Here is a 15,258-nt window from a genome sequence, read left to right on the forward strand (position 1 = left end):
CGCGCTCATCCCGACACAGGCCAGAGGTAGACGATGCCGACCGGCTCCAACCGATGGGCCTTCACCTCATAGGAGTCGCGCAGACGCATAGGCTCATCGCGAAGCTCCTGCTCGAGGCGCGCGAGGCGCGTCTGCCAGTGCCGCCGGTCGGCTTCGCGCTCACGCCGTTCTTCAGGCACCAGGTCGAGCGTGAGCTGATCAGGATTGAACTCTTTCGAGGCTTTGCCAATCCGATTCCGTTGCTGCTCCAGCAGGCTCGCCAACGACCGCGCCTCCTCGTCTCCTCGCTTGGCGAGTTGCGTCTTGATGGCAGCAAGGCGTTCCTTGGCTATGGTTTCGAGGGCGGGGGTCAAGTCAGCAATGTCCTGGGCGACGAGGCCCTGTACGCGTGCAACTGCCAAGGCGGGAGCCTCGCGCGCATCGCGCAACGCCTCCTCAAGCTGGTTCAGCGTTCTTTCCTCGCCGCTCTCTCCCAGGGCCCGGAGCGGCTTTCGGTCCCGGTCGGATTCGGTCCAGATGGCCGTGATCGGGATGATCTCCTCATGCAGTCTGGCCGCGCCGGCGCCATAGACGGCCAGGCGGCCCATCAGCACGACGCGCGTCTGGGCGCCGGGGCCGGTGATGACCGAGAGTCGGGACAGGTTCGACTGGAACCCCTGACTCAGAAAACGCGAAATGAGGCGCCGAACCAGGCGATGTTCCAGATGCACCTGCACGACATCGGTCGCATCGCGACCGTCGTCGAGAACCGGAGGCTCGAAGGCGATTGCCCGGATTGGGGCGTTGCGCCGCCAATCGCCGAGCCTCTCTCCGCGCTTGCGCGGCCGAACCCGCAGATCGTCGAACGCGTCGTCCCAGCCGGCGTCCTTGGAGAATGCGGGATCAGACGGATCCAGCCGGTAGGTCGCGGTCCTGCCGACATTCTCGCCGCGCGAATTGTCGAGTGCGCAGCCGGCTCGCGACAGCGCTGCGGTGGCGACCCGCTTCAGATCGTCTGGATCGACGCCGACCCTCTCCCGGGAGCGTTCGAGAACGCGTCTCAGGTCGTCCTGCTCTTTGAGGAGACGCTCATGGCGCGCCTTCTCTTCATCATCCATTTCCGACCGGGCCTTGAGGAGCCGCTCTGCGTCGTTCTCATCGGAGATCGCGCGAGCGAGAGCCTTCCCCTGTCCGCGCCCGATGCCGTCTTCGGCCAACCGCTTGGCGATGCGATCCTCGATCACCTGGCCGACCGAGCCAAGTTCCTCGCGAATGGTCTCAGTCTTCCAAACCAGCGCGTCGAGAACGATGTCCGCTTCGCGTTGCTCATACCGGAAGTAGCGGCAGAAGACCTGCTTTTCAGGTTGAAGCTTGCGATCAATACGGCCGTTCCGCTGCTCCAGGCGTGACGGGTTCCATGGCAAATCGAAGTGTAGGAGGTCCGAGCAGTAGGATTGAAGGTTGATGCCTTCCCGCGCCGCGTCCGTGCAAATCAAGACGCGCAGCGGCTCCACATCGGGATCAGCGTTGAAGGCGCGTTTGATCTCCTCGCGGCGATCTGACCCCGTGGCGCCGCTGAAGACGCCAATCCGTTCGTCTATGCGATCGGTGTCAGCCAGCGCCTCCCGCAACCGCCGCTCCAACCAGCGCCTCGTATCTTCCCACTCGGTGAAGACGATCAGCCGACGTTGATTCCACTGCTGGCCGTCCAACATGGATCTGCGGATCCAATCAACCAGCCAATTCACACGCGCGTCGGGGCGCGCGGCGTGCTTTTCGGCCAGCGCGAGCATCTCGTCGACGGCCGCGAACTCGGCACGCAGGTCCTCCAGAGTAGCGTCAACGACGCCGGCCGCAGAAGCGGTCGCAGCTTCCGCCTCTTCATCTGCGGCCATGGTCCTTTCGGCGTTTTCGCCTTCCAGACCCAGCTCGGCGTTGTCCTCCGGTGTCGGCGCGCCCACGAATGCGGCCGCCGCTGCCGTCGCGCGAGCGACCTCTTCGCCATCCAGCACTTTTTGTAGGGTGGCGCGGTGTGTCTTCAGCGTTCGAGCGAACGCGGCGACCGATGACAGCAGTCTCTGCTGGAGGCCGACAAAAGCCAGCTTGGCGAGAGCCGCCTTCTGACTACTCAGCTTTGCGATGCGCTTCATGCGCAGCTCGCCATAGGCGACGAGGAGTCGTGCGAGCGCCAATTCCGGAGCATCCCCGGGTAGACCGTCGATCGAAATCGGCTCGATAACCCGTTCCGGGAACGCCTCACCGAGACGGCGGAGATCAGCCTTCAGGCGACGCACCATGACTGGCTCGAGATCGCGCGGCCGGACCTCGACACCGCGCGTGAAGCGTTGAGGGTCGAGCATCTCAAGAAGGGCGGAGAAGCTGTTGGAATGACCGTTATGGGGTGTGGCGGTCAGGAACAGGCGATGCTCGAAACGCTCGCCGAGTTCCCTGACCGCTTTTGTGAGCTGACTGGAAATCGCGTATCTCGTGCCCGCCGAGGGAGCGGCATGGTGCGCCTCGTCAAGGATGAACAGAGCCCTCGCACGAAATTCTCCGAGCACGTCTCGTAGGCCGGCGGCATAGGTCTCGTCAGTCAGCAGGCGGTGCGAGACGATAAAGCGTGAACCCGTGGTCCACGGATTGACGGAGAACCCCCTTAACCGCCTCAGCTCGCCGATGCGGTCTCTGTCTATGATCTCGAACGAAAGGCCGAACTTGGCCTCCAACTCATCCTTCCACTGGACCGTCATCGCAGGCGGCGCAGCGATCACGATGAAGTCCACCCGACGCCTGAGCAGGAGTTCCCGCGCGACGAGGCCCGCTTCGATCGTCTTGCCGAGACCGACATCGTCCGCAATCAGCAGGTTGACGCGCGGCAAACGCAGCGCTTTGCGCAGAGGGAGAAGCTGGTAGGCATCGAGTCTGATCCCCGCGCGGAACGGCGCTTGGAGCAGATCCCGGTCAGCGGCTGTCGCGGATCGCCATCGAATTGCCCGGATGTGCGCCGCCAGGACGTCGGCGCTGTCGGGATGACCGACGCCAATGCTTGCCCATCGATCCTCGTCGAGAACTCTTCTACCAATCTCAGCATCCCATAGGACATCGAGCTGTTCACCCTGGGCGTCGTCTGAGATGCAGGACAAGGCTATTGTAGGAAGGCTGCCGTCCTCGCCGACTAACGATTCCACCAACCATGGCTTACCTCGGACTTCAACGAAGCTGCCAGGTTGAATATTTGAGTGTGCAGAGCCGTCGCTCATTTCGATTTCCGATCGGTATATCTCACTGCCTCCATTCGCCCAATCACGCGTACCCATGCACTCCAAAGGCATGGTTGCCGCCGTCTGTCACAGCCTCACGATTCAAGAGAACAATCCGCTGATTCTGTGGGCGCCGCTCGGCCGGGTCGGTGTCGAGCCCAAGCCACCTGAGTGCGTAATAGAGAAGCGCGCGCCGAACTACGATCTTTGCCTTTCCGCCACGCATGCCGTAGTCGAGCGCGATGACCTTCGCCTGCGTTTCCGATAGCTCGGGATGCGGGCCGAGCTCCAGAGTTACCTCGGAACGCCAGTCGCGATCATCGTCGGCAGACTTTTCATTCTCACGCGATCCGCGGATGTCGAGGATCCGCGAAAACAGGAAGTCCTTGAAGCAGTTATCGGTCAGGCAGAACGCCCGCGTGTGCCAACGGAACCCGTCGAAAGCGATGGCATGGGGCGCGATCCAGCGCCAGCGGGACTCGGGACTGGAGAGGGACTGGTACATCACTTCGATCGCCTCTGAGCGGCGAATGGCGCCGACAACCGAACGGAGCGTTACCGCATAGACCCCACGGACCGGCGTAGGGGCGGCAGGTCAGGGATCCAGCAGTCCTCGTGCTCCAGCACGTCGTCGGCAACGAGGCGGAGCTGCGAGAGGTAGTTCGCGGCGTCTGGCGGGCGGGACTTGCAGTCGAAGCCCGACCCTCGGACATAGGTGCGCGCGCTCTTGTCGTAGACCATGTTGTTCGGCGCCAGCGCGATGTAGCGATTCAGGTCCGAGGATGCCTGGTTCACCGAGACACCGAACTGCTGCATCACGTCGATGCGATTGACGTGCCCCTCCCAGAACAGGCGGAACTCGATGAACTCGAGCCGCTGCTCGATCCCCCAGCGAAGTTCAGCCTTGTCCCTCTCCACAATGCGCTCCCGCCCGGCCCGGCGCGCACGTTAACTGTGCGCGCCCAATTTTTGGGCGGTTCGACGGTAGCCGCGTGGGACTGCGCGATCAATCGAAAAGAGGCGCGGCGGCGCGCGATAATCCCAAGGATTGCCTGAGGTTCTGCGCCACTGCATCCGCTGCCATCCGCACCGGCTCGGCAGCGAGGTGAGCGTAGCGCGCTGTGGCCTGGACCTGCGTGTGCCCGAGCAACTTGCCGATCATCGGCAGTCCCTGACTCGAGGCCACAGCCGGGGACGCGAAAGTGTGGCGCAGGTCAGGGATGCGGACGTCCTTCACCCCTGCGCGGGCGCGGACGCGCTGCCAGAACGGCTGAAGGTCGCTCAGGCGCTTGCCCGGCAGGGTGCCGAAGATGACCCACGGGTTGCCCTCGATGTGCTGGGCATCTCGCAGCAGTTCGACGGCGGGCTGACCGAGATGTACGACCTTGGCACCGTACTTTGAATCCGGCAGGCGCAGGACGCGCTCGGCCAGATCGACGCATGACCATTTCAGCGACACGATCTCGTTCAGACGACAACCGGTCGGTACGAGCAGGCGTGCGGCGAGGATGGCCGAGGTGTCCGTTGCCAGATGATTTGGGACAATGAGCGGTAAATCGCTCTGGAGGGATCGGCTCGCTGGTTTGAGGTTGTGCGGCGCGGCTCCGATTGAGCAATCGGCGCTGTCGGGTGGTCTCCTCCTTGGTCCTGCGCCGTTCCGCGAGGATGGCCTCGGCCCGGCCGAAGTCGGCGTCGGCAGGGGTAACGGTGCCGAGGCTCTCGTGGACGCGTCGATGGTTGCAGTGGTCGACGAACGCACCGACGGCAGCCTCGAGCGCGCCGGGCAGGCAGGGGGGGGCTCCAGCAGGATCTGGTTCTTCAGGGTCTGGTGCCATCGCTCGATCTTGCCCGTCCGCTAGGGGCTTCGGACCGATGGCGGCGCCATAGCGGACCTGCGGGCGGTTCGGCGCGCCGCGGACATGCTCCATGGCCTCGTCCTTCAGCCAGGTTGCGAGGTCGCCGGCGATGCAGGACGAGCCGTCGTCGCCGAGCAGCCGCGGGCGGCGGCGCGCCGTCGGCTGATCGCAGCCCGAGGCCGCCGAGGCGAGCTCAGGCGTGTCCGTCGCGTCCTCGGCCTGCATCGTCGCGCAGAGCTTCCAGGGCGTCACGTAGCGGCTGAAGCCGTCGAGGATGGCGCTGGGACGGCGTCAGCCCCAGCCGATGACCTTGAGGCAGGGAAGTCGGCCTGCCAGAGCTGGTTCGGGCGGACGGCCTGGTCGTGGAACGCGTCGGCGGTCTTGATCACCACGCAGGCAGGGCTCGCGATGAGGTTCTGCGCCTTGAGCATGCGATAGCCGTTCGTCGGGCGATCCGTCCGCTGGACGGCTCGCGGATCCTCCGAACCCTCTGACACGACGCGCCGTTTCGTGTCCGTGAACGGCACGGCCGGCTGTCGGGGCGAGAGATCCGGCTCCTCCAGCGCCAGGTGGCCGCCGTCTGGCGCACCTCGTCTGGGATCCGGTTCCAGACGTGGCCGGGATGGGGTCGATGGTCCTCGAGGCCGGCCTCGCCGAGCGCCGCCGGCGGGCGTGCCGGCGGTGGAAGGCGCTGCGCGGAACGCCGAGACGCTCCAGCGTTCGCGTCGCCGGCAGGCGCCGCCCTCGGCCCGGCGGACGATCTCCAGTTTTTCGGACGAGGGGCATCTCATGCGTCGTCTCCGCCCGCCATCGTCCTCGGACCTGTGGCGGACGATAGCTCGCCCCCGATCATGCTTTTTCCAGCAGCCGGCTTTCCAGGGCGAGATCCGCCGCGTTCGTCGGCGAAACGATCCACCGGACCGTTTCCCGATCCTCCTCGCCCTTCAGCGCGGCCGTCTCCACGCGGAGGTTCTTGACCTCCGGGCGCGTCGCCTGGCGGGCCGTGTCGCCGGCCAGCCGCTTCTTCCCGGCCTCGAGGAACGCCTTCGACCAGCTGCAGTGCAGGCTCGTTGCGGTCCCCTCGCGCCGGCGACAGCTCGGCGACGCTCTCCTCGCCGCACAGGCCCTCCAGCACGACGCGGATCTTCTCCTCCGCCGAATGCAGCTTCCGGGTCCTGCGTCGGATGTGCCGAATGACCTCCTCGGCCGCCGGCTGCGTCGTCTCGGTCTTCCGTCTCATCTTCTGCCCTCCCTGGGCACGATGAGCCGAAACCCTCCGTTACGATATCAACTCGGATGTCTCATGGGCGCTGACGCCGGACAAGGGGTTCTGACCGGTTCGGTGCCGCTAGCCATCTCGCCGCTTTTCAACCCAGTCTTCGGGCCAGTGCCGGGTCACCTCCTCGATTTCCCTTTCCGTGAGCTCGCCGGTCTCGCTGCTGATCACCTCGACGCCGATGAGATTCTCGGGGTCGGGCAGGTCCGCGATGGCGCCTGCGATATCCGGCGTTCCGTCCAGATTTTGATAGTCGTCCCCCATGACAGTGTACTCGAACGCGTTTCCATCGTTGTCGATTTCTCCGCAAGAAGATACGGTATCGCGAGCGAGGAGGCGCGCAATTGTAACAGCTGTCTTGGCCTGGGATTCATTAACCAGATAGATCTTCGTCACCTTGGCGAAGCGATAGCCTCTGGGGGTTGGTTTCGTCATGTTATCTCCGTCAATTTTTAGATTGGCTGTTGGATTGGTGGGGACTAGTGACGAAGCTGGGGTACTTCCCGGGTTGATCCGCCAAAGGGCGTGGGCTCAATCCTCATGAGTCAAGAGTCTCGGCCCGCTCATTGAATCCGAAGCCCACCTTGGCTGGTGCGATGCGAACCGATCCAGCGACTCGATGGCGCTGAGGGCCAGCATCCGCGTCGGTTCGCCATTGGCCGCGAGGCGGCGCTCCTCGTTGAACAGTTCGTCGAACACCCTGGCCTTGGCCTCGGTCGTGCCGGTGCCGCGTTCGATATTCGGTGCCACGGCCTCGAGAAAATCTCGGCACTGGTCAGCCATCGGGTAGTCTAGCCCAGCGGCGGAGGCGGCCCACGCGCGAACTGCGCCGTACTGGTAGAAGACGGGCTGCCCTTGCGCAGGCTTCAGATACATCGAGGGAATATGCGGGGGGCCTTCTCCGCGGATCCTCCAGGCGCTGAGCGTCGCCGGCGTGAGGTTGATCAGGGCAGCGACCTGCGGCGTCGACAGCAGCCACCAAGGGGGGATGCTCGGCCATACTTCTGGGAGCCGCTGCGGAGGGGTGGTTCTCATCATCTTCATATTTTGACAGTGCGGATTCGGCGGTTCAACTGAAAAAACCTTATTGTCTTGGGGGTGTCGAATGAATTACGGGTGTAGTTGTGTATTTCTGTAAATTGTTTCTGTTTTGTTGAGTGGTGTGTGTAAGAGGGTATATCCCTCCTACACAACTTGCACTGGTTCTGCTTGTCAGATGGTTTCGAACGGCTTCCGTTTCAGGTTCGCCCACATCTTGCCGCCGCTCCGTCTCTCCTGGTGATACCCACGCTTCTCCATCTCCGTCTTGAAGACGCCGCGGCTCAGCGGCTTCAATCCGAAGCTGTCGCACCAACGCTTGTAGGAGGTGTGGAGAGACTGGGCGCCCATCATCTCGCCTTCGCTGACCTCGCACGTTTCTTCCAGGAACTGAGCGATCATGTCGGACTGGGCGACGTACTGGTCGATGTCGGCCCTGACGCAGGCGGGGATGGCGAGTCCCTGCTTCTGGTAATCGCGCAGGCCCTCAAGCAGCCTGTTGAGGATGCCGGGCGATTCGGCCTCAAGGGCGCGCGGCAGGTTCGTGTCGAGCTGCTCGGGCGCGACGACGCGGTCAAAGTGGACGACAACGATCCGACGAGCGAGCGCCGTATCGCCGCCGTCGATGACGGGCCGGACGTTGGACGTCATCACCACGGTAAAGGCCGGCTGGAACTCGAAGCGGCTATGGTAGAGGTTCCGAGCACTGATCGTCTCGCCGCCGGTGAGCCTCTTCACCATCGGGGCGTCAAGGATCTCTCCGGTGCCAAGCTCCGACGTGGCGACGAGGCGCTTGCCCGCGAGGCGGGCGATGTCGTCGCGCCTTTCGTCATGTGTGCGCTTCGTGAAGGTCGAAGGCTCCGTGGAGGCGGCATAATCACCCAAGAGCCAGCGGATGATCTCCACAAGCGTCGACTTCCCGTTGCGGCCGGGGCCGTAGAGGATCGCGAAGACATGCTCCTTCGGGTCCCCGAGCAGCACATAACCGAGGAAGCGCATAGCGAACCGCGCCACCTCGTCAGAGAGCGTCTCCTTGAGGAAGGCGTCGAAGCGCGGGCAGGTCGCCTCGATATCGTAGTGTACGTTGGCCATTCGCGTGAGCAGGTCTTCGGCGCGATGAGGGTGAAGCGTGCCAGTGCAGAGATCCAGCGTGCCATTCATCACGTTCAGGACGTTTTCCTTCTGATCGAGACGATCGGGCGCCAGGAGGATGCGGTCGTCGCTGATGACCATCCCCAAGACATCCCGCACCTTCTTGGCGCTCAACAGCTTCCGGGCCCGGCTCCGGTGCTGCTCGTCGCCCGCAGATGTCTCGGCCTCGTAGATCGCCTCGAGCCGACTCTTGATCTGCTCCTGCATGGCGACCTTGTCGACCTTCCTCCAGCGGCCGTCCTCGTAGCGCAGATGGCCGTGCGCTTCGGAATAGCGGAACGAGTCCGTGAGATCGCTGGCCACAACCCGCGAGAGTGGCACGTCGTCCAGATCCATCGGGCCGGCGGGGTACCGGCCGACGCTCCGTGCGATCCCGTCCACCTCATGTTCGGGGAGCGGATTCGGGAGCGTCGCATTGACGCCCCGAAGAGCGTTGCGGATACCGTCCTCGTCCATCCCCTTGCGGCGCAGGGCGCCGGCAAGCGAGGCCAGGTCGTTGTTGCGGCTCCCCGGGGCGAGGAACTGATCGCCCGAGTTGTCCCCCCGGTTGTCGTTCTTCGCCTTCGTCGCCGACACAAGCCAATCCGGAGCCGCCTGGGCACTACCCTGCGAGATCCACTCGTAGCGGCTGCCGCTGATGTGGGCGCTCGGCGGAGCGATCACATAGCCGCCGGTTGCACGGATATCGAGGTTGTCTCCGAGCTTGCTGGCGCTGCTGCGAATATCGTCGGGCGGTGCCTGGAAGTAGATGTGCGTCCCACCGCTGCCAGTGCGAACGACGAGGCTGCGGGGGAGTTCGCCATTCGCGTCCTCGAGCTGGCGCAGCGCCTCCTCGCCGCGCTTGCCGGGCCCCTGGTCCACATCGACGACCAGCAGGTCCGAGGCGGCGCCGGTCGCGATGCCGATGTTGGCAAAGGGAGAGGCCCCCCACATGGCGCGGACCATTTCGGGGTCGGTGGTGGCGTTCTTGAAGCCGCCAGCGTGCAGCGGATGCTTGCCGGGGGAGCTGCAGGAGGCGCTGCCGCAGGTGCAGGAGCCGTCATCAATGCTGTGGGTGGGGAAGACCGCCCAGCCGCGGGCGGCGTAGCGCAGGGCATAGTCCAGCATATCGGTCATCAGGCGGCCTTCTCGATCGAACGCGGGGGCAGGGACTCGTGGGCGTCGAGCCAGGAATTCAGGGCGGGCAGGCGGTAGTAGACCTTGCGGCCGATCTTGCAGCGGGCCGGCCCAGTGCGGAGGGCGTGCCAACGGGCGAGGGTCCGCCGGGAGACGCCGAGGATCTCGGCGATGTCGTCGGCTGAGTAGAGCGTCTCGCGAGCGCTGATCTCGCGAGGGCTGTTGGGATGGGTGTTAGGGTGGCTCATCTTTTCTGCCTCTGGCTTCTAGGACGAGCTGGCATATGGCGACTGGTCGAGGGGTGGCAATGTTCGATTATATTAAAATGAGACTTGATTATAATCTAACTTCAGTCCGGGATTTTCGGGTCGCTGTCGAACGTTTACTGTCGGATCGTGTTCGCGAGCTTGTCCGCAGCGCGCCGCAGTGGGTCATCCATCAGGTGCGCATAGCGTAGCGTTGTCTGGTGTTGGGAATGCCCAAGCAGCTTGCCGATCGTCTCGAGCGTCTCGCCATTCGAGATCAGCACGGAGGCGAACGAGTGGCGCAGGTCGTGAACCCGCAGGCTTACAAGCCCGGTCTCGCGCTTGAGCCAACTCCAGGGCCTGTTGATGTCGGGCATGCAGGTGCCGCGGGACGTTGGGAACAGGTAGCGGTGACTTGCGATCTCCCGCATCTGATGCAGCAGAGCGAGAGCGCCGCTCGACAGCGGGATGCGCTTGGGGCGGCGGTCCTTGGACTTGTGAGCTGGTCTGTTCCAGATGCCGCGCACCAGATCGAGGTCCTGCCATTCAAGGCTCAGGACCTCACCACGCCGCGCACCGGTCAAGATAAGCAGTCGAATTGCGTTCGCGGCGCGCTGATTGGGCATTTCCTCCAATGCCGAAAACACCAGCTCGTATTCCGCCTCCGTCAGATACCTTTCGCGTGCGTGTTCTGCATTCCTCCTGAATCCCTCGGCGGGGTTCTTCTCGATCCATCCCCAGCGGACGGCGAGGTTGAGGGCCTTTCTGAGAACCTCAAGCACGCGATTGGCCCGCGTCTTGGCTCGGGCGCTGATCTCTGAATGGAGCTCATCGATCTGCTTGCTGGAAAGGTCGGCGAGCAGCACGGCGCCGAGGGTGGGAAGAATGTCCTTCTGCCACATGCTGCGCTGGTCTCGCCGGCTTCGGTCCGAAAGCGTTGGAAGGTGGACGGTCTCATATTCAGACCAGAGCGATCGCACGGTCGGCGCCGACCGGCGTTCATTCCTTTCGGCGAGGGGATCGAGGCCGTTGTCGACGTCGCGCCGCAGTTCCTTGGCGCGCTCGCGTGCGGCGGCGGCGCTCCAGGCGGGGTGCCGGCCGATGGTCATTCGCCGTTCCCGACCGTTGACATGGTAGTTGAGGACGAAGGATTTGGCGCCCGATGCCGTCACGCGCAGGCCGAAGCCGGGCAGCTGGGAGTCGTAGTGGACCTTGTTGCCGCTCTCGGGCGCCGCGATGTTCTTGCAGTAGGTTTCGTTGAGTTTGATCGACACTGATGTCCGTTCTATGTCCGGCCGTTTGAGTGATTTCATTGTCCGGTTGGCCGCCTGAGTGTCAATGGCGTATGTCTCAACAAACTGAAAATAAATACAGAAGCATGTCATTCAAGGACATGAGCGGCCATCGGCACGCAGGCTCATAACCTGAAGGTCGCAGGTTCAAATCCTGCCCCCGCAACCAAATCTGCCATACAGCCCAAACACGCGAACGCCGCCCCAAGGGGCGGCGTTTGCGTTAACGCTGGTCCCGTTCCAGAATTCCCGAATGCGCGCCACGAAGCTCAACATCGAGGCAGTCAGGGGGTATGGCCTTGAAAGACCCAAGGGTCTCTGATCGCTGTACGTCCACGCGCTCCCGACGAGGTGGTCGTCAGTCCCGGGCCAGACCCACGGCCGCTGCGTCGCCGCCGGAGCGGGCCGCGTCGCGGGCGGCGAAGAGATAGGCGGCGGCGGCGATCGCGTCGGCGGCCGGCAGGCCGGCGCGGCGGCTCAGGGCGGTCTGCATCGGCGCGGCCAGAGACCAGTCCTCGCGGGCGGAGAAGCTGCGCGCGACGGCGCCGGCCAGGTCGGGGCGCGTCTCGAGGGCGGCGGCGACGGCGGCGTGGACCCGGTCGCGCGTGTCCGGCGGGCCGGCGTCGGCCTGGATCGCCAGCGCCTCCATCACCGGGGCGAGGCGGGCGACGGACCAGGCGGGAGACGCCTCGGCGGGGTCGGGGGAGAAGAAATGCGCGGCGACGGCGTCGACGCCCTCGGGGCCGTCGATCTCGATCAGCGCCGCCGCCCAGGCGCCCAGCACGGGCGCGGCCGCCTCGCCCGGCGCGGCGGCCCGGATCCGTCCCTCGATCAGCGCGCGCGCCCGCGGCTCCCCGGTCAGGCCGAGCAGCAGGGCCAGGATCGGCTCGACCGGCGCGGAGTCGGCCGCGCTCAGCATCTCGATCAGCGCGGCGGCGTCCAACGGCAGGTCCAGCGCGCGCAGGTCGCGATAGGAGGCGCGATCGAGCTCGCTCAGCGCCAGCCGCCGCACCCGCAGGTCGCGGTCGCCGGAGAGCGTCGCGGCGAGGTGGAAGCGGGCGGGATCCTCGGGCCCGTCCCACCCCTGCGCCGCATCGATGATCCGGCGCACGACCGGCAGCGTGACGCGGCCGAAGGTTCCCAGCCGCCGCCATTCGTCGTCGACCGGATCGTGGGCGAAGACCACCGCCTCGTCGGGCCGCAGGGCGCGGGGACGGGCGTCGGCGCCGGCGGCGAGGAAGGCGGCCGGGTCCGGCGCGTCCATCGAGGCCGAGACCGGGGCCGGCGCGTCCAGAAGGCGCCAGCGCGTCGGATCGTCCGGATCGGGCGCGGCCACGACCAGCGCGTCGGCGTCGAACAGCCGGTCGACCAGCGTCAGCGGCGGCAGGGCGCCGTCGAAGGCGCAGGCCCGAGCCGCCGGCGCCGGCGCGAGCAGCGCGGCGGCGAGCGCGAGGGCGAGGATCGGCGAGGTCGCCCGCGCCGTCATTCGTAGGGCTCGATACGGTCGGCCGAGAGCGTGTAGCCGACGTCGGCGAGCTGGGTCTGCGCGGCCGCGGCGCCGAACATGCCGGTGACGTAGACCGGCGCGAACATCTCCTCGACCTCGTAGGGGGTCTCGGTGGTGACGAAGACGAGCTGGTTGGGCGGCGGCGGGGGGACGTGGATGCAGGCGCCCACGTAGGGCACCAGCAGGAAGGCGGTGGTCCCCGTGCCGTCGTAGTCGAGCGGCACCACGAAGCCCGGCAGGCGCACCAGCTTGCCGTCGAAGGCCCGCGTCACCTTCGCGCCCAGGTCCTGGTCCGGGGGCGTGCTCATCTCGCCGTGCTGGACGACGCCCAGGTCGCGCAGGGTGCGGAACATCTGGCCCTCGCCGCCCGCGGGGATCAGGTCGTCCCAGGTCAGCTCGATCGTCTCCTCCTTCGCCGGCAGGCGCAGGGGAGCGACGAGCCCGGCGAGCAGCGCGAGGCCGGCGACGACGGCGCGTCGGTCAGGGCGGAAGGCGTCGGGGTCGGACATGGTCGGGGCGGCTCCGGAAGGGTCAGGTGCGGATCGTCATGCCGTCGGCGAGGGACATGCGCCAGGCGCGGATCGCGGGCGGCAGGCTCGCCGCCGCGCCGGCCGCGACCACCGCGCCCAGCAGCAGCGCCTCGCGCGCCCCGGGGGGCGTCAGCGGCAACCATAGACCGAAAGCCTGGTCGACCCAAGGCCGCGCCAGCGCCAGCAGGGCGTAGAGCAGCGCCAGCCCCAGCGCCGCGCCGGCGGCCGAGATCAGCGTCGCCTCCAGCACCAGCAGGCCCAGGATCGTCGCCGGCCGCGCGCCCACGGCGCGCAGGATCGCCATCTCCCGACGTCGGGCGTCGAGCCCCGCGAAGATCATCGCAGCGAGCCCGATCAGCGCCGTCGCCACCACCATCGCCGAGACGCCGACCAGCGCGGTTTCGGCCACGCCCACGATCGACCACAGCTCCTGCAGCGCCACGCCGGGCAGGACCGCGAGCAGCGGCTCCTCGGGGTATTCGTTGATCCAGCGCTGCAGGCCGAAGATCTGCAGGCGGGACTTCACCCCGACGAGCGCCGCGGTGATCGCCTTCGGCGACAGGTCCATCTCCCGCGCCGCCTCGGCCGGGATCCGCGCGCCCTTCGGCGCCTGCGCCCCGTTCTTCCAGTCGACGTGGATCGCCTCGATCGCCTCGAGGCCGACATGCACCGTGCGGTCGACCGGCGTGCCGGTGCGCGCGAGGATGCCGGCGATGCGGAACGGCTTGTCGGCGTGCTCGGTGAAGGAGGCGAGGCCGTGGGCCACCACGATCTCGTCGCCCAGGCGGTAGCCCAGCGTCTGCGCCACCTCCGCGCCCACCACCGCGTCGAACAGGTCGTCGAAGCGCCCGCCGGCCGCGAATTCCAGCGGGCGGCCGCCGCGATAGCGGTAGCGGTCGAAATACTCGGGCGTCGTGCCCATCACCCGGAAGCCGCGATGGCTGTCGCCCAGCGAGATCGGCACGATCCACTCGACCTCCGGCCGCGCGGCGATGTCCTCGTAGCTTTCCCAGGTGACGTTGTTGGTGGCGTTCCCGATCCGGAACACCGAGTAGAGCAGCAGCTGCACCGAGCCGGAGCGCGCGCCCACGATCAGGTCGGTGCCCGAGACGGTGTCCGCGAAGCTCTGCCGCGCGCCGCCGCGCACCGTGTCGACCCCCAGCAAGAGGCAGGTCGAGAGCGCGATGGCGCAGAGCGTCAGCAGCGCGGTGACGCGCCGGTTCCGCAGCGACAGCAGCGCGAGGCGCAGAAGGCTCATGCCGCGGCCCCCGGTGCGGCCCCTGCTCCGGTCCCTGCTCCGGGCCGGAGCGGGCGCGCGATGTCGGGCAGCGCCACGGCGCGGTCGAAGCGGGGAGCGAGGGCGGGGTCGTGGCTGACCATCAGCAGGCTCGCCCCCGCCGCGCCGACCTGCGCGAACAGCAGATCGAGGAAGGCGCCCTGCGCCTCGGCGTCGAGGGCCGAGGTCGGCTCGTCCGCCACGATCAGGTCGGGCGCCCCGATCAGCGCCCGGGCGACGGCGACGCGCTGCTGCTGGCCGACCGAGAGCTCGGCGGCCGGGGCGCGGGCGACCAGCGCCTCGGGCAGGCCCAGCGCGCCGGTCAGGCGCAGCGCCTCGGCCCGGGCGCCGCCGGGGGCCTGCGCCACCCGGGCGCGGCGGGCCGGCGCGAAGCGCAGCGGCAGCAGGATGTTGTCCAGCCCGCTGGCGTAGGGCAGCAGGTTGAACATCTGGAACACCACCCCGATGCGTTCCGCCCGGAACCGGTCGCGGTGCGCGGGCGAGAGGGCCGAGAGCCTCTCCCCCGCCACCTCCACCGCGCCCGCCTGCGGCGCGGCGATCCCGCAGACCAGCGCCAGCAGCGTCGACTTGCCCGATCCGGAGGGGCCGTGCAGGAACACCCGCTCCCCCTTCTCGACCGAGAAATCCTCGACCTCGATCCCGAATCCCGCGCCGCCCCTTCGGGCCGGCCACGCGTAGCGCAGGGTCGAGACCGCGAGCGCCGCCGTCAT

The 15,258-nt window shown here is 66.7% G+C and carries 13 protein-coding genes and 1 pseudogene; all 14 read right to left on the bottom strand.

From position 1 onward, the window contains the following. Nucleotides 1-5 precede the first annotated feature (5 nt). The 14 genes and pseudogenes from drmD to P2H44_RS21365 all read right to left on the bottom strand — a co-directional run bounded on the left by drmD (nucleotide 6) and on the right by P2H44_RS21365 (nucleotide 15,258). The gene (gene drmD, locus P2H44_RS21305) at nucleotides 6-3,239 is read right to left on the bottom strand and encodes a DISARM system SNF2-like helicase DrmD (protein WP_275766920.1); all 3,234 of its coding nucleotides are present in this window, start codon (nucleotides 3,237-3,239) and stop codon (nucleotides 6-8) included. Between the two features lie 43 nt (nucleotides 3,240-3,282). Continuing rightward, the gene (locus tag P2H44_RS25515; RefSeq protein WP_345799011.1) at nucleotides 3,283-3,744 is read right to left on the bottom strand and encodes a WYL domain-containing protein; all 462 of its coding nucleotides are present in this window, start codon (nucleotides 3,742-3,744) and stop codon (nucleotides 3,283-3,285) included. Nucleotides 3,745-3,794: 50 nt separating this feature from the next. Then, nucleotides 3,795-4,157: a hypothetical protein gene (locus P2H44_RS25520; protein WP_345799012.1), complete on the bottom strand. Its 363-nt coding sequence runs from the start codon at nucleotides 4,155-4,157 to the stop codon at nucleotides 3,795-3,797. Nucleotides 4,158-4,245: 88 nt separating this feature from the next. Next, the gene (locus P2H44_RS21315; protein WP_275767306.1) at nucleotides 4,246-4,938 is read right to left on the bottom strand and encodes a site-specific integrase; all 693 of its coding nucleotides are present in this window, start codon (nucleotides 4,936-4,938) and stop codon (nucleotides 4,246-4,248) included. After that, nucleotides 4,832-6,335: pseudogene (locus P2H44_RS21320) on the bottom strand (DDE-type integrase/transposase/recombinase); the annotation flags it as partial. The pseudogene P2H44_RS21320 and the gene P2H44_RS21315, both read right to left, overlap by 107 nt. A gap of 108 nt (nucleotides 6,336-6,443) precedes the next feature. Then, nucleotides 6,444-6,806 (bottom strand): hypothetical protein, encoded by a 363-nt coding sequence (locus tag P2H44_RS21325; protein ID WP_275766922.1) that lies wholly within the window; start codon nucleotides 6,804-6,806, stop codon nucleotides 6,444-6,446. A 96-nt stretch (nucleotides 6,807-6,902) separates the two neighbouring features. After that, entirely contained in the window at nucleotides 6,903-7,409 is a 507-nt protein-coding gene (locus P2H44_RS21330; protein ID WP_275766924.1) for a hypothetical protein, read from the bottom strand. A gap of 174 nt (nucleotides 7,410-7,583) precedes the next feature. Then, nucleotides 7,584-9,677 (bottom strand): phage/plasmid primase, P4 family, encoded by a 2,094-nt coding sequence (locus tag P2H44_RS21335; protein ID WP_275766925.1) that lies wholly within the window; start codon nucleotides 9,675-9,677, stop codon nucleotides 7,584-7,586. Continuing rightward, a complete protein-coding gene (locus P2H44_RS21340) occupies nucleotides 9,677-9,925 on the bottom strand; it encodes a helix-turn-helix transcriptional regulator (protein WP_275766927.1) in 249 nt (82 codons plus the stop codon). The genes P2H44_RS21335 and P2H44_RS21340 overlap by 1 nt, the downstream gene beginning before the upstream one ends. A 134-nt stretch (nucleotides 9,926-10,059) precedes the next feature. After that, nucleotides 10,060-11,196, bottom strand: a complete 1,137-nt coding sequence (locus P2H44_RS21345) for a tyrosine-type recombinase/integrase (protein WP_275766928.1) — start codon at nucleotides 11,194-11,196, stop codon at nucleotides 10,060-10,062. Between the two features lie 376 nt (nucleotides 11,197-11,572). Beyond that, entirely contained in the window at nucleotides 11,573-12,700 is a 1,128-nt protein-coding gene (locus P2H44_RS21350; protein ID WP_275766930.1) for a hypothetical protein, read from the bottom strand. Continuing rightward, nucleotides 12,697-13,230, bottom strand: coding sequence for a DUF3299 domain-containing protein (locus tag P2H44_RS21355; RefSeq protein ID WP_275766932.1), 534 nt, complete (start codon nucleotides 13,228-13,230; stop codon nucleotides 12,697-12,699). Before P2H44_RS21355 ends, P2H44_RS21350 begins: the two co-directional genes overlap by 4 nt. Nucleotides 13,231-13,252: 22 nt before the next feature. Next, a complete protein-coding gene (locus tag P2H44_RS21360; RefSeq protein ID WP_275766933.1) occupies nucleotides 13,253-14,509 on the bottom strand; it encodes an ABC transporter permease in 1,257 nt (418 codons plus the stop codon). Further along, on the bottom strand, nucleotides 14,506-15,258 hold the full coding sequence (locus P2H44_RS21365; protein ID WP_275766934.1) for an ABC transporter ATP-binding protein: 753 nt from the start codon (nucleotides 15,256-15,258) through the stop codon (nucleotides 14,506-14,508). The genes P2H44_RS21360 and P2H44_RS21365 overlap by 4 nt, the downstream gene beginning before the upstream one ends.

It is taken from the genome of Albimonas marina (assembly GCF_029223255.1).
In the GTDB taxonomy this organism is placed as follows: domain Bacteria; phylum Pseudomonadota; class Alphaproteobacteria; order Rhodobacterales; family Rhodobacteraceae; genus Albimonas.

What these genes read in the sequence shown, in the direction of transcription:
- P2H44_RS21340 (WP_275766927.1), bottom strand. Translation starts at nt 9,925, where the DNA reads ATGAGCCACCCTAACACCCATCCCAACAGCCCTCGCGAGATCAGCGCT.
- P2H44_RS21365 (WP_275766934.1), bottom strand. Translation starts at nt 15,258, where the DNA reads ATGACGGCGGCGCTCGCGGTCTCGACCCTGCGCTACGCGTGGCCGGCC.
- P2H44_RS21350 (WP_275766930.1), bottom strand. Translation starts at nt 12,700, where the DNA reads ATGACGGCGCGGGCGACCTCGCCGATCCTCGCCCTCGCGCTCGCCGCC.
- P2H44_RS21360 (WP_275766933.1), bottom strand. Translation starts at nt 14,509, where the DNA reads ATGAGCCTTCTGCGCCTCGCGCTGCTGTCGCTGCGGAACCGGCGCGTC.
- P2H44_RS25515 (WP_345799011.1), bottom strand. Translation starts at nt 3,744, where the DNA reads ATGTACCAGTCCCTCTCCAGTCCCGAGTCCCGCTGGCGCTGGATCGCG.
- drmD (WP_275766920.1), bottom strand. Translation starts at nt 3,239, where the DNA reads ATGAGCGACGGCTCTGCACACTCAAATATTCAACCTGGCAGCTTCGTT.
- P2H44_RS21325 (WP_275766922.1), bottom strand. Translation starts at nt 6,806, where the DNA reads ATGACGAAACCAACCCCCAGAGGCTATCGCTTCGCCAAGGTGACGAAG.
- P2H44_RS21330 (WP_275766924.1), bottom strand. Translation starts at nt 7,409, where the DNA reads ATGATGAGAACCACCCCTCCGCAGCGGCTCCCAGAAGTATGGCCGAGC.
- P2H44_RS21355 (WP_275766932.1), bottom strand. Translation starts at nt 13,230, where the DNA reads ATGTCCGACCCCGACGCCTTCCGCCCTGACCGACGCGCCGTCGTCGCC.
- P2H44_RS21335 (WP_275766925.1), bottom strand. Translation starts at nt 9,677, where the DNA reads ATGACCGATATGCTGGACTATGCCCTGCGCTACGCCGCCCGCGGCTGG.